Raw genomic sequence first — 13,342 nt, forward strand, 5'->3', positions numbered from 1 at the left:
CAAGGCATACTTGCGTATGAGCTTGGTCCGCCTTGGTGATTCTTTCCCGGCGTTCAAGGCCGCCCCAAGCCCGCCCTAGGAAATCCCTGGAAATCGGCGTACGGGGTGAGTTTTACACAACGGCCGGACGCGGTTGGCGGCCAACCCTGTCAATCCCTTTTTTGCCTATAATGAACTATTTGTTAGATATTGACAGATCGTGTTTCCATAAAAATCAACGCGTTAGTGTTTTATGCCTATTTTATAGGCAAAATCCGGAAAGCCTTGCGGCGCCTGCGTCGGCACACGCTATCAAAGGCTTTTCCGCAAACTTATCCACAGCTTCCGTGGACGACAGCGGCGTTTTCCCCACCCCCTCGAACAGGGGATGATTCGTTCCCCCTTACCCCGGAAGCGATAGGGGGTGACCGGACGTTTTCCAGGCGGGCCGCCGCACAACCGGGGGAGCGCGAACGCGACGCGATGGCCATTGACCCGGGGCCGCCAATGGGCAGAGTGTCCGCCCCATGGCCATGACCGACACCACCCCCGACACGCCCATTGAAACGCCCGAGGCGGCGCCCCCGGACACCGCGTCCGGCCAGACGGCGCCCAAGGTGCGCCGCCGCACCGTGGCCGACCTGAACCGGGGGGTGGAGACCATCAAGGCCTACCTGCGCACCCTGCCGGTGACGCCGGGCGTCTACCGCATGATGAACGAGGGCGGGGACGTCCTGTACGTGGGCAAGGCGCGCAACCTGAAGCGCCGGGTGGCCAACTACACCGTGCCGGCCAAGCTGCCCGTGCGGCTGCAGCGCATGGTGGCCGAGACGGTGACCATGGAGTTCGTCACGACCCATACCGAGGTCGAGGCGCTGCTGCTGGAATCCAATCTGATCAAGCGTCTGATGCCGCGGTACAACGTGCTGCTGCGCGACGACAAGACCTTCCCCCACATCATGATCACCCGGGACCATGACTACCCGGCCCTGATCAAGCACCGGGGCGCGCGCGACCGGGCCGGCGACTATTTCGGGCCGTTCGCCTCGGCCGGGGCGGTCAACCGCACCATCACCGCCCTGCAGCGCGCCTTCCTGCTGCGCAACTGCACCGACAGCGTGTTTTCCACCCGCACCCGCCCCTGCCTGCAGTTCCAGATCAAGCGCTGCACCGCCCCCTGCGTCGGCCGCGTCAACCGCGCCCAGTATGGCGAGCAGGTGGACGAGGCCGCCGCCTTCCTGGCGGGCAAGAGCCGCGACATCCAGACCCGCATGGCGCGCGCCATGATGGCGGCGTCGGAGGCGCTGGACTTCGAGACCGCCGCCAAGATGCGCGACCGCATCCGCGCGTTGACCGCCATCCAGGCGCACCAGGACATCAATGTCGAGGGCATGGAGGACGCGGACATCATCGCCGCCTACCAGGACGGCGGCAGCACCTGCATCCAGGTCTTCTTCTTCCGCGGTGGGCGCAACAACGGCAACCGCGCCTATTTCCCCAGCCATGACAAGAACCAGGGCACGGCGGAGGTGCTGTCCGCCTTCATCGCCCAGTTCTACGACAACCGCGCCGCCCCCGGCCTGGTGCTGATCAGCGAGGACGCGGAGGAGCAGGCGTTGCTGGCCGAGGCCCTGACCCTGCGCGCCGGCCGCAAGGTGGAACTGGCCGTGCCCAAGCGCGGCGACAAGAAGCGCCTGATGGACCACGCCCTGACCAACGCGCGCGAGGCCCACGGCCGCCGCCTGTCCGAGACGGGCAGCCAGGCCAAGCTGCTGGCCGGCGTGGCCGAGCTGTTCGGGCTGGAGGCGCCGCCCACCCGCATCGAGATTTACGACAACAGCCACATCCAGGGCGCCCACCCCATCGGCGGCATGGTGGTGGCGGGGCCGGATGGCTTCATCAAGAACGCCTACCGCAAGTTCAACATCCGCGACCCCAAGGCCGCCGGCGACGACTTCGCCATGATGCGCGAGGTGCTGACCCGCCGTTTCGAGCGCGCGCTGAAGGAGGATCCGGAGCGCACGGGCGACACCTGGCCCGACCTGCTGCTGATCGACGGCGGCGAGGGCCAGCTGGGCGTGGTGGTGGAGGTGCTGGCCGAGCTGGGCCTGTCCGATATCGCCCTGGTGGGCATCGCCAAGGGCCCCGACCGCGACGCGGGGCGCGAGCGTTTCTTCATGCCGGGCCGGGCACCCTTCGGCATGGATCCGCGCGACCCCGTGCTCTATTTCCTGCAGCGCCTGCGCGACGAGGCCCACCGCTGGGCCATTGGCAGCCATCGCCAGCGCCGGGAAAAGGCCATCAGCGCCAGCCCGCTGGACGAGGTGGCAGGCATCGGACCCAAGCGCAAGAAGGCCCTGCTGCTGCATTTCGGCTCCGCCCAGGCCGTTTCGCGCGCAGGACTGGCGGACTTGCGCGCGGTGGACGGGATATCGGACGCCGTCGCCAAAATCATCTATGACCACTTCCATCCGGACGGCTAAACTCCCGTCCAACGGACTCTCACCCGACGGACCGCCGCCCGTGGGCTTCCGTCAGGTGCCACCGACCTGCCGGCAATTCCATCGTGCCGCCTGAGATCGCCCCAGGACCGCTTCATGCTGACCAGCCTGCCCAACCTGTTGACCCTGTCGCGGATCGTGCTGATCCCCGTCATCCTGGCCCTGCTGTGGTTTCCGGCGACCTGGACGGCCTGGACGGCCGCCGGGCTGTTCGCGCTGGCCGCCATCACCGACTATTTCGATGGCTACCTGGCCCGGGCGTGGCACGAGGAATCCATCATCGGCCGCTTCCTTGACCCCATCGCCGACAAGCTGCTGGTGGCGGCGGTGCTGTTCCTGCTGGTGGCCGATCACAAGATCGTGGGCCATGCCGTGCTGCCCGCCGTGATCATCCTGCTGCGCGAGGTGGCGGTGTCGGGCCTGCGGGAGTTCCTGGCCGGCCTGCGCGTCGGCGTCCCCGTCTCGCGCTTGGCCAAGTGGAAGACCGCCATCCAGCTGATGGCCATCGGCTGGCTGATCGTGGGCGACCACGGGCCCGACTGGCTGTATGTCCGCCCCATCGGGGAAATCGGCCTGTGGGCCGCCGCCGCGCTGACGCTGATCACGGGCTGGGATTACCTGCGCGCCGGCCTGCGCCACATGCTGGCCCCGGCGGGCGCCCCCGCCCAGGTGGAGCCGGCGGCCAAGGCGCCGGCGGCCGCCCCCGTGCGCACGGGGGCCTGACCGCCATGCGCATCCTCTATTTCGCCTGGCTGCGCGCCAAGATCGGCACCGCGGAGGAAGAGGTGGCGCCGCCCGCCGGCGTGGCCACCACCGGCGACCTGATCACCTGGCTGCAATCGCGCGGCCCCCATTACGCCGACGCGCTGGCCAACCGCGCGGTGGTCAAGGTGGCGGTGAACCAGGACTACGTCGGCCTGGACCATCCCGTGGCGCCGGGGGACGAGGTCGCCCTGTTTCCGCCGGTCACCGGGGGCTGACATGGCCATACGTGTCCAGGCGGAAGACTTCGACGTCGGCGCCGAACTGGCGGCCCTGACCGACGGCAACCCGTCCATCGGCGGCGTGGCCAGCTTCGTCGGGCTGGTGCGCGACATGTCCAAGGGTGACGGGGCCGGCGGCGACACCGTCAGCGCCATGACCCTGGAGCACTATCCCGGCATGACGGAGCGGCAGCTGGCCGCCATCGAGGCGGAGGCGCGGGCCCGCTGGCCCCTGGACGGCGTGCTGATCATCCACCGCCATGGCCGCCTGCTGCCCGGCGACCGCATCGTGCTGGCCGCCTGCGCCAGCGCCCACCGCGCCGCCGCGTTCGAGGCCTGCTGGTTCCTGATGGACTGGCTGAAGACCAAGGCGCCCTTCTGGAAGCAGGAGGAGACGCCGGCCGGGGCCCGCTGGGTGGCTGCCAAGGAGGAGGACGACCAGGCGGCGGAACGTTGGTACAAACGCACGCCGTGATACCGGTCTCACCACCCTAAGCGCTCACAAAACCTTGAAAAATACCGGGAAATTTTTAGGCAATGAGTCAACCGAGTCGTTTACGCCCGGTTCACATACCGAATCTAATACCTCTTGGCTAGTCTCTGACTCGTTAACTAAACCTTTGGCCAAGACTTTGCTTTTAGTGCCGGCCACGCTCACGGCCCGGGACAAAGGTACGGGAATCCTGTAAAGTGGGGGATCAGCTTTAGAGACCCCATGTCCGAACTATTCAAGACCTCGGCCAACCTCCTGGCCCAAGATCAACGCAACGCCACCGTCCTGCTGGTCGACGGCAACCAGGGATTGCTGATCTCCCTGGTGGATTTGTTGCGCCAGGGGGGATTCCGCTTCGTGCATTGCCGGCAGGATCTGCGGGATCTGCCGCAGTACTGCCGTGACCTGTCCCCCGACGTGCTGGTGCTGAACCAGCCGGGCGACAGCCCAGCCGCCGTCAGCGCCCTGATGGCCACCCTGGGCATGGTGGCCCAGATGCCGTCGGGCGAGCGTCCCACCCTGCTGCTGCGCACCGGCGTGCTGGACGCCGCCGCGCGCGAGGAAGCGCGCCGGCGGGGCGTCAGCGATTTCATCGCCCACAATTGTGACCCGGTGGAGGTGGTGACCCGCGTGGCCGGCGCCGCCCACCTGCAGTTCCTAAGCCGCCAGGTGGCGCAGCAGCAGCGGCAGGTGGACATCCAGGTCAAGGACCGCACCGCCCGCCTGCTGGAGTCGCTGGAAACGATGCAGGAGCGGGAGCGGACCCTACTGGCGGCGCTGGAGCAAACCCGCACGGAAATTCGGCAGAAGGCGGAGTTCCTGGCCCATGCCACGCACGAACTGCGCACGCCCCTGAACGCCATCCTGGGCTTCGCCGACCTGTTACGGCGGGAGTTCCATGGGCCGCTGGGCGACGCCCGTTACCTGGAATATGCCGAGGATGTGCACGCCGCCGCCAGCCACATGGCCGCCGTCGTCGATGACACGCTGGATCTCAGCCGCGCCGAATCGGGCCAGGTGACCCTGGACATCCGCGACATCGACATCGGCCGCGCCGTGCAGGACAGCACCCGCATGCTGCGCACCCTGGCGGCCGACTGCGGCGTGGACCTGACGGTGAAGGTGCCGGAGCAGCCGTTGCGCCTGCGCACCGATCCGGAGAAGGTGCGCCAGATCATCCTGAACCTGGGCTCCAACGCCCTGAAGTTCACGCCGCGCGGCGGCCGGGTGACGGTGGAGGTGCAGGCCGACGACAAGGGCGGCGCGCTGATCCTGATCGTGCGCGATACCGGCGTGGGCATGGCCCCGCATGAACTGCCCATCGCGCTGAAACCCTTCGGCCAGGTGCGCGGGGCGCAGCAGCCGGGCGTGCGCGGCACCGGCCTGGGCCTGCCCCTGACCAAGCGCTTCGTGGAGATGCTGGGCGGCAGCCTGGACATCGCCAGCGTTCCCGGCCGGGGCACCATCGTCACCGTGCGCCTGCCCGCGCCGGAGAATGAGGCCGGCAACGCGCGGGCGACCGCCTGACGTCACGCGGGTCGCAGGGGAGCACCTGCGCCCGGAAGGGCCGATCAAGGCCAGCCCCCACCCACCCCTTTACGTTTAGGGAAACTTGACCGGCGCCATTTTTGCCGGTGAAAAAGGAAAAGCCTGCGGGAGGTGCGTCCTTCCTCCCGCAGGCTTTACGCGTCCGGTGGACCTGAACCCGACCGGATGCGATCTCGATGGTAGCCGGCCCATCAGGGCCGGGTATCGGCGGCGGGGGCGCGTCCCCCGCCGCCTGTCCCTTCTAGACCTCAGGCCTCAGCGCACGCCGGACCGGCGCAGGCTGTCCGGCGAGAAGTCGGCCGCCGTCAGGGTGACGTTGAAGTTGTAGGGCTTCTCCTGGTTGGTGAAGCCGCTGGCGGTGTACCGGCCCGACTGCAGGTCGTACACGGCGAACAGGCCCGCCCAGAAGGTCTGGACATCGTAGAAGTTGATGCCGTGGGCCTCGGTCACGCGCCACAGCTGGTCGCGGCTGTCGTACTGGTCGGCGACCAGGATGCCCCAGCTGTCCTCGTCCACGTAGAAAGTGCGGCGGGGATAGATGTGGCTGGTGCCGGACTTCAGCTTGCCCTCGACCACCCACACCCGATGCAGCTCATAACGGGCGTAGTCCTGGTTGATGTGCTTGGCCTTGATCAGCTGGTCGTAGGTCAGCTTGTCGCTTTGCAGCTGATAGGCGTTGTAGGGGACGTACATCTCCTTCTTGCCCACCAGCTTCCACTCGTACCGGTCGGGGGAGCCGTTGAAGACGTCCAACTGGTCGGAGGTGCGCAGGCCGTCCGAGGCCGTGCCCGGGTTGTCGTAGGCGACGTTGGGCGCGCGGCGCACGCGGCGCTGGCCGGGATTGTAGGTCCAAGCGTTACGCGGCTCCTTCACCTGGTCCATGGTCTCATGCACCAGCAGGATCTCGCCCGCCAGGCGGGCCGGCGCCGTCACTTCCTGCTGGAAGAACAGCGAGGTCTGGCCTTCCGGACCGGTGTCGGAGTACAGGAACTTCGACTTCTCGTTGATGTTGATCATCGTGTACGAGCCGTCGGACTGCGGGTTGGCGGCGCCGTAGCTGCGCTCCAGCTGCTTACCCTTCCAGCGCAGGATGTGGTTCCACACCACCTCCACGCCCGTCTTGGGAATCGGGAAGGGCACGCCCACCTTGGCGCCCTCGACGCCGTTGCCGTCGTCCACCAGCTTGGCGCGGGTGGCGTTGGCCAGCGTCTCGTCATAGACGCTCTTGGGCAGCGAGGCGCTGCGGTGCGTCGGATAGACGTTCATCTTGTAGTCGGGGTACTGCTTCAGCAGGGCCTTCAGGCCCTCCGGCAGCTTGTCCGCGTACTGGGCCATGTTCTGGCCGGTGATGGTGAACAACGGCTTGTCGCTGGCGTAGGGATCGACGTAGACGCCACCAGCCTTGTACCCCGCCGGCGGGGCGGTGATGCCGCCCGTCCATTCCGGGATGGTGCCGTCCTTGTTGCCCGCCTTTTCGGCGCCGTTCGGCGTCAGGGTCTTGCCCAGATCAGCCGCGGACTGCGCCATGGCGACGCCCGCCATGCCCCCCAGAAAGACGGCGAAGGCGCCGCCGACCAACGCGGTGTTGCTCCACTTCATCCTTTTTCCTCCCTTATGCGGCCGGCTGTCCGCCGACGCGCGCGTCTCATTAGCCGAGTGGGTCTTGGTTCAAACGCACATTCCCAAACGCCCAATTCAAGGATCCCCCACCTCTGGGACAACCGTCCCGGGATTGGCGTTTGATCCTCTCATTTCAATAGTTTGGTCGATGCCGGGGCGACGCGCAATGGCTGTCGAACCGGCGTCGACGGAGAAAAAGCGGGTGTGAGCCTCAGAACAGGTCGGCCTCCAGGTCCATGACGGTCTTGGCCCCCGACATCAGGGCCTTGAAGCGGAAATCCACCTCCGGCAGCAGGCGCTGGACGAAGAAGCGGGCGGTCTTGATCTTGGCCTCGTAGAAGCCGGACTTGCCGTTGCCGCCCTCGGCCAGTTTGGCGTTCGCCACCTTGACCATGCGCAGCCACATCCAGCCCAGGGCCACCAGGCCGAAGATGCGCAGGTAGTCGGTGGAGGCGGCACCGGCCTCGTCCGGGTTCTTCATCCCCCTCTGGGCGACGATGGCCGTGGCCTGCTGCAGCTTGCCGAAGGCCTTGGCCAGCGGACCGGCGAATTCCAGCAGGTCGGTGTCTTCCATCGCCGACTCAAGCTCACCCGCCAGCGGGTGGAAGAAACGGCGCAGCAGGCGGCCCATGTCCTGGCCCAGCTTGCGGCCCACCAGGTCCAGCGCCTGGATGCCGTTGGCGCCTTCGTAGATCATGGCGATGCGGGCATCGCGCACGAACTGCTCCATGCCCCATTCGCGGATGTAGCCGTGGCCGCCATACATCTGCTGGGCCATGGTGGCGCACTCATAGCCCATGTCGGTGAAGTAGGCCTTCACCACCGGGGTCAGCAGGGCCACGAACTCGTCCGCCTCGGCGCGGGCCTTGGGGTCCGGGTTGTGGTCGGCCTGGTCCAGCTGGATGCCCACCCAGTAGCCCAGCGCGCGGGCGCCCTCGGTGAAGGCCTTGATGGTCATCAGGTTCTTGCGCACGTCCGGATGGACGATCAGCGGATCGGCCGCCTTCTCCGGCTCCTTGGCGCCGGTCAGCGCGCGGCCCTGCAGGCGCTCCTTGGTGTAGGTCAGCGCGTTCTGGTAGGCGACGGTGGCGATGCCCAGGCCCTGCATGCCCACGCCCAGGCGGGCGGCGTTCATCATGGTGAACATGGCGCGCATGCCCTTGTGGGGCTCGCCCACCAGCCAGCCCTTGGCGTCGTCGAAGTTCATGACGCAGGTGGCGTTGGCCATGATGCCCATCTTGTGCTCGATGGAGCCGCACATGACGCCGTTGCGCGGGCCGGGCTGGTTGTCCTCGGTCGGCAGGAACTTGGGCACCAGGAACAGGCTGATGCCCTTCACGCCCGGGGGCGCGTCCGGCAGCTTGGCCAGCACCAAGTGGATAATGTTGCTGGTCAGGTCGTGCTCGCCGGCGGAGATGAAGATCTTGGTGCCGGTGATGCTGTAGCTGCCGTCGTCGTTGGGGACGGCCTTGGTCTTGATCAGGCCCAGGTCGGTGCCGCAGTGCGGCTCCGTCAGGCACATGGTGCCCGACCACTCGCCCGTGGTCATCTTGGGCAGGTAGGTGTCCTTCAGCTGATCGTTGGCATGGGTGTGGATGGCGTTCCACGCCCCCTGGGTCAGGCCCGGGTACATGGCGAAGGCCATGTTGGCGGAGATCAGCAGTTCTTCCAGCACGAAGGTGATGGCGTGGGGCAGGCCCTGGCCACCGTACTTCGGATCCATGGACAGGCCCTGCCAGCCGCCGTCGACGTAGGCCTGGTAGGCTTCCTTGAAGCCCTTGGGCGTGCGCACCACGCCGTTCTCGTAGTGGCAGCCTTCCTCATGGCCGGGGCGGTTCAGGGGCTGCAGCTCGTTCTCGCAGAGCTTGGCCGCCTCTTCCAGGATGCTGGAGACGAGGTCGCGGGTGGCGTCCTCGAAGCCCGGCAGCTTGGTCAGATTCTCGGCCTGCAGCAGGTCGTTCAGGACGAAATCGATGTCTTCGAGCGGCGCCTTGTAGGTCGGCATCGGAGAATTCCTTGAATTCCAAGGGTTCTGGGGGAAGACGCCGGGGCGATCGCCCGCCCCGGCCCCCATGAGAACGTCAGTTGCGCAGCGGCTTGCCGGTGGACAGCATGTGGTCGATGCGGTCGATGGTGCCGGGCGTGCGCACCAGGCGCATGAAGGCCTCGCGCTCCAGATCCAGCAGGTCGTCCTCGGTCAGCACGGTGGTGATGTCGGTGTCGCCACCGCTCAGCACCCAGGCCAGTTCGCCGGACACCACCACGTCGTGGTCGGTGGCCTTGCCCTGGCTGTGGAAGCCGTCCACCGCCATTTCCAGCGCCGTGCGGGCGCCGGGACCGGGCAGGCGGATTTCCAGCGGCTCCGGCGCCGTGTAGTCCTTGGCCAGTTCCAGGGCCTTGGCCTTGGCGTCGGCCAGCAGCCGGTCGCGGTTCATGGTGATGCCGTCGGTCGGGCGCAGGATCAGCATCTCCTTCGCCTCGAACGCCGACTTCGCCACCTTGGCCGTGCTGATGTACTCGAAGGCCTTGGCGATGGGGGGCATGGGGCCGCCCGGGCGCTTCTTGTTGTAGGTGTGGCGGAACAGCATTTCCTTGCAGCCGCCCCAGCCGGGGACCAGGCCGACGCCGACCTCGACCAGGCCGATGTAGCTTTCGGCGTGCGCCTGCACCGCGTCGCAGTGCAGCAGGATCTCGCAGCCGCCGCCCAGGGCCATGCCCGAGGGCGCGCCCACCACCGGGAAGGGCGCGTACTTCAGCGCCTTGTAGGTCTGCTGGCCTTCGGCGGTCGCCTGCTCGATCTGCGGCCACAGGGCGATGTTCAGCGCGAACAGGGCCAGGCCCAGGTTGGCGCCGACGGAGAAGTTGTCGCCCTCGTTGTGGATGACCAGCGCCTTGTAGGCCCCGGACTTGCCGTCGCCGATGATCTCAATGGCCTTGCGGTAGAGCGCCATCACCTGGTCGTCCAGGGCGTTCATCTTGCCGGTGAATTCCAGGCACAGCACGCCGTCGCCGATATCCCACAGGGCCGCCGACGCTGTCTTGGCCACGGGCTTCGACGCCCGCTTGACGTCCGACAGCAGCAGCACGCCCTCGGGCCGTTCCACCACGGCGTACTCGCCCTGCGTGGTCAGGTAGTGCAGGCGGCCGTCCTCCACCTTGTAGAAGGGGCGCCCGGCGGCCAGCGTCACCAGGGCCGGCACCGGCAGGCCGGCCTCGGTCAGCTTCTCGGCGAACCAGGCCGTGCCCAGGGCGTCGATCATCTCGAACGGGCCCTGCTTCCAGTTGTAGCCGAGGCGCATGGCGGCATCGACGTCCAGGATGGTGTCGGCGATCTCCGGCACCAGGCTGGCGGCGTAGGCCAGCGCCTGGCTCAGCACCTTCCAGGCGTACTGGCCGCCCTTGTCGCTGTGGGTCACCAGGCCCTTCAGGCTGCGCTCCTTGGCCGACGCCAGCTCGGCCTTCACGGTCGGGCGGTAGGCGCCGGTCTTCAGGTCGATGGTCTCGCGCACCCGCTTGCCGTCCGGCGTCTTGGTCTGGCGGTAGAAGCCGCCCTTGCCCTTACGGCCGGTGTAGCCCTCCGCGATCATCTTCGCCTGCAGCGGATTCTCACGATAGACGCGGCGGTAGTCGTCCTGCGCCGGCAGGGTGGACAGGAGGCTCTTGGCGATGTGCGGCCCCAGGTCGATGCCGACCAGGTCCAAGAGGCCGAAGGTGCCGGTCTTGGGCAGGCCCATGGGCTTGCCGGTGATGAGGTCCGTCTCCTCCACCGTCAGGCCCAGATCCTCGGCCGCGTTCACCGCCGCCTGGAACCAGTAGGTGCCGATGCGGTTGGCGATGAAGCCGGGGGTGTCCTTGCAGTGCACGACGCCCTTGCCCAAGCGCACGTCACACACCTGGCGGATGATGTCGACGGCATCCTTGCGGGTCTTGGGGCCCGCCACGATCTCCAGCAACCGCATATAACGCGGCGGATTGAAGAAGTGGGTGATCATGAAGTCGGCGGCGAACTGGTCGCTGGCGCCTTCCAGCAGGATCTCCAGCGGGATGGTGGAGGTGTTGGAGCTGACGACCGAGCCCGGCTTGCGCACCGCGTCCAGGCGGCGGTACAGCGCGTGCTTGATGTCCTTGTTCTCGATCACCGCCTCGATGATCCAGTCGACGTCCTTCAGCTTCTCCAGGTCGTCTTCCGTGTTGCCCGGGGTCACCAGGCGGGCGGCGTCCTTGTGCATGAAGGCGGCGGGTTCCGTCTTCAGCAGCTTTTCGACCGCCCCCTTGGCGACGACGCTGCGGTCACCGCCATTGTCCTTCACCGCCTGGGGAACGATGTCCAGCAGGAAGACGGGAATGCCCGCGTTGGCGATGTGGGCCGCGATGCCGCTGCCCATCACCCCGGCGCCGATGACGGCGGCGCTTTTGATTTCCATGGGGTCTCTCCTCAACCGGGGCCGATCAGACCGCTTCCAGGACGGTGGCGATGCCCTGGCCGCCGCCGATGCACTGCGTGGCCAGCGCGAACTGCTTGCCTTCGCGCTTCAGCAGGCTGGCGGCCTTGCCGGTGATGCGGGCGCCGGTGGCGCCCAGCGGGTGGCCCAGGGCGATGGCGCCGCCGTCCAGGTTCACCTTGGCGGGGTCGAAGCCCAACTCGCGCGCCACGGTCATGGACTGCACGGCGAAGGCCTCGTTGCTTTCGACGATGTCGATGTCTTTCACCGTCAGGCCGGCGCGCTCCAGCGCCTTGCGCGAGGCCGGCACCGGGCCGTAGCCCATGATGGTGGCGTCGCAGCCGGACACGGCGACGGAGCGGATACGGGCCAGGATGGGCAGGCCGTGGGCCTTGGCGTATTCCTCGCTGGTCACCAGCGTGGCCGACGCGCCGTCGGTCAGCGGGCTGGAGGTGCCGGCGGTGACGGTGCCCTCCTGGTCGAAGGCCAGCTTCAGGCCGGCCAGGCCCTCGGCGGTGGTCTCCGGACGGATGCAGCCGTCCTTGTCCACCAGCTTGCCCTTCACGTCGATGCCGACGATCTCATCGGCCAGGCGGCCAGCGGCCTGCGCGGCGGCGGCCTTCTGGTGCGAGGCGACGGCGTAGGCCTCCTGGTCGGCGCGGCTGAAGCCGAACTTCTTGGCCAGGTTCTCCGCCGTGATGCCCATGGCCATGTAGGCGCCGGGGTTGGCGGCGTGCAGGGCCGCGTTGGGCATGGGGTTGAAGCCGCCCATGGGGATGCGGGTCATGCTCTCGACACCGGCGGCGATGAAGGCCTTGCCGGCGCCCAGGGCGATGGCGCCCGCCGCCATGTGGATGGACTGCATGGAGGAGCCGCAGAAGCGGTTCACGGTGGTGCCCGCAACCGCCTGGGGCAGGCCGGCGATCATGCCGATCAGCTTGGCGACGTTGAAGCCCTGCTCCCCTTCCGGGAAGGCGCAGCCGACGATCAGATCTTCCAGATCGGCGGTGTTCACGCCCGTGCGCTCGACCAGCGCCTTGACCACCGTCGCGGCCAGATCGTCGGGGCGGACCTTCACCAGGTCGCCCTTGTTGGCCAGCGTGAACGGGGACCGGGCGTAACCGGCGATAACGGCTTTAGTCATTGGTGTGTTCCTCGCCTTGGCAAACGGGGCGGCGCCTCATTTGGCGGGCGCCGGATGGGGGATGACGCGGGAAAGGCCGGACCGGGATGCGTCCCCGGTACGGCGTGAATGAATGTGGGAAGGCGGCGGCCGTCTTTTCAGACGTCCAGGGCGCCCTTGCGAGCCAGGTGATCGACCACCAGGCCCTCGATCTCCTTCAGGTCGACCAGGGTCTGCTGCACGTCGCGCAGCTGCTGTTCCAGGGTGGCGATGCGGTCGCGGGCGCTGCTCAGCAAGAAACGCATCTGCGGCACCTGGGCGTCGCCCACCTCATAGAGGTCGAGGAAGTCCTTGATGCCGGCGATGGTGAAGCCCAGGCGCTTGCCGCGCATGATCAGCTTCAGGCGCGCCCAGTCGCGGTGGGTATAAACCCGCTGCTGCCCCTCGCGGCGCGGGGCCAGCAGGCCTTCGTCCTCGTAATAGCGGATGGTGCGGGGCGTCAGCTCGAACGCCTCGGCCAGTTGACTGATGGTGTAGGTTTCTTCCACCGCCGTCACGGGCGCTCCATCGGGCATCTGTCCTCTCCCTGGGCTAGCCGAACTCCTCTCTTTCAGTGGAGGGACGGCGCCTTACGTTTACGTAAACGTAAAGTG

General features: G+C 67.4%; 10 protein-coding genes. 5 read left to right on the forward strand and 5 right to left on the reverse strand.

The window, feature by feature from the left end:
• Positions 1-512: 512 nt before the first annotated feature.
• The 5 genes from uvrC to UAJ10_RS08940 all read left to right on the forward strand — a co-directional run bounded on the left by uvrC (position 513) and on the right by UAJ10_RS08940 (position 5,483).
• Positions 513-2,462: an excinuclease ABC subunit UvrC gene (uvrC, locus tag UAJ10_RS08920; RefSeq protein ID WP_416235391.1), complete on the forward strand. Its 1,950-nt coding sequence runs from the start codon at positions 513-515 to the stop codon at positions 2,460-2,462.
• A gap of 114 nt (positions 2,463-2,576) precedes the next feature.
• Positions 2,577-3,203: a CDP-diacylglycerol--glycerol-3-phosphate 3-phosphatidyltransferase gene (gene pgsA / locus UAJ10_RS08925; RefSeq protein WP_322915036.1), complete on the forward strand. Its 627-nt coding sequence runs from the start codon at positions 2,577-2,579 to the stop codon at positions 3,201-3,203.
• A 5-nt stretch (positions 3,204-3,208) separates the two neighbouring features.
• On the forward strand, positions 3,209-3,460 hold the full coding sequence (gene moaD / locus UAJ10_RS08930) for a molybdopterin converting factor subunit 1 (protein WP_322915037.1): 252 nt from the start codon (positions 3,209-3,211) through the stop codon (positions 3,458-3,460).
• A 1-nt stretch (position 3,461) separates the two neighbouring features.
• Positions 3,462-3,938 carry a molybdenum cofactor biosynthesis protein MoaE gene (locus UAJ10_RS08935; RefSeq protein ID WP_322915038.1) on the forward strand — a complete coding sequence of 159 codons (477 nt, stop codon included), beginning with the start codon at positions 3,462-3,464 and terminating at the stop codon, positions 3,936-3,938.
• Positions 3,939-4,178: 240 nt separating this feature from the next.
• Entirely contained in the window at positions 4,179-5,483 is a 1,305-nt protein-coding gene (locus UAJ10_RS08940; protein WP_322915039.1) for an ATP-binding protein, read from the forward strand.
• Between the two features lie 276 nt (positions 5,484-5,759).
• On the opposite strand, the gene UAJ10_RS08945 is transcribed toward UAJ10_RS08940, so the two are convergent.
• The 5 genes from UAJ10_RS08945 to UAJ10_RS08965 form a co-directional block, all read right to left on the reverse strand.
• Entirely contained in the window at positions 5,760-7,103 is a 1,344-nt protein-coding gene (locus UAJ10_RS08945; RefSeq protein WP_322915040.1) for a DUF1329 domain-containing protein, read from the reverse strand.
• Between the two features lie 232 nt (positions 7,104-7,335).
• Entirely contained in the window at positions 7,336-9,129 is a 1,794-nt protein-coding gene (locus tag UAJ10_RS08950) for an acyl-CoA dehydrogenase C-terminal domain-containing protein (RefSeq protein WP_322915041.1), read from the reverse strand.
• 76 nt (positions 9,130-9,205) lie between these two features.
• A complete protein-coding gene (locus tag UAJ10_RS08955; protein WP_322915042.1) occupies positions 9,206-11,548 on the reverse strand; it encodes a 3-hydroxyacyl-CoA dehydrogenase/enoyl-CoA hydratase family protein in 2,343 nt (780 codons plus the stop codon).
• Positions 11,549-11,573: 25 nt separating this feature from the next.
• On the reverse strand, positions 11,574-12,710 hold the full coding sequence (locus tag UAJ10_RS08960) for a thiolase family protein (protein WP_322915043.1): 1,137 nt from the start codon (positions 12,708-12,710) through the stop codon (positions 11,574-11,576).
• A 137-nt stretch (positions 12,711-12,847) separates the two neighbouring features.
• The gene (locus UAJ10_RS08965) at positions 12,848-13,264 is read right to left on the reverse strand and encodes a MerR family transcriptional regulator (protein ID WP_322915044.1); all 417 of its coding nucleotides are present in this window, start codon (positions 13,262-13,264) and stop codon (positions 12,848-12,850) included.
• Positions 13,265-13,342 lie beyond the last annotated feature (78 nt).

Source organism: Nitrospirillum guaranorum, from assembly GCF_034653275.1.
Classification (GTDB): Bacteria; Pseudomonadota; Alphaproteobacteria; order Azospirillales; family Azospirillaceae; genus Nitrospirillum.

Excerpts from the sequence above, each read along its gene's own strand:
- UAJ10_RS08950 (WP_322915041.1), bottom strand. The coding sequence starts at position 9,129 with ATGCCGACCTACAAGGCGCCGCTCGAAGACATCGATTTCGTCCTGAAC.
- UAJ10_RS08955 (WP_322915042.1), bottom strand. The coding sequence starts at position 11,548 with ATGGAAATCAAAAGCGCCGCCGTCATCGGCGCCGGGGTGATGGGCAGC.
- pgsA (WP_322915036.1), top strand. The coding sequence starts at position 2,577 with ATGCTGACCAGCCTGCCCAACCTGTTGACCCTGTCGCGGATCGTGCTG.
- UAJ10_RS08940 (WP_322915039.1), top strand. The coding sequence starts at position 4,179 with ATGTCCGAACTATTCAAGACCTCGGCCAACCTCCTGGCCCAAGATCAA.
- UAJ10_RS08935 (WP_322915038.1), top strand. The coding sequence starts at position 3,462 with ATGGCCATACGTGTCCAGGCGGAAGACTTCGACGTCGGCGCCGAACTG.
- UAJ10_RS08965 (WP_322915044.1), bottom strand. The coding sequence starts at position 13,264 with ATGCCCGATGGAGCGCCCGTGACGGCGGTGGAAGAAACCTACACCATC.
- uvrC (WP_416235391.1), top strand. The coding sequence starts at position 513 with ATGACCGACACCACCCCCGACACGCCCATTGAAACGCCCGAGGCGGCG.
- moaD (WP_322915037.1), top strand. The coding sequence starts at position 3,209 with ATGCGCATCCTCTATTTCGCCTGGCTGCGCGCCAAGATCGGCACCGCG.
- UAJ10_RS08945 (WP_322915040.1), bottom strand. The coding sequence starts at position 7,103 with ATGAAGTGGAGCAACACCGCGTTGGTCGGCGGCGCCTTCGCCGTCTTT.
- UAJ10_RS08960 (WP_322915043.1), bottom strand. The coding sequence starts at position 12,710 with ATGACTAAAGCCGTTATCGCCGGTTACGCCCGGTCCCCGTTCACGCTG.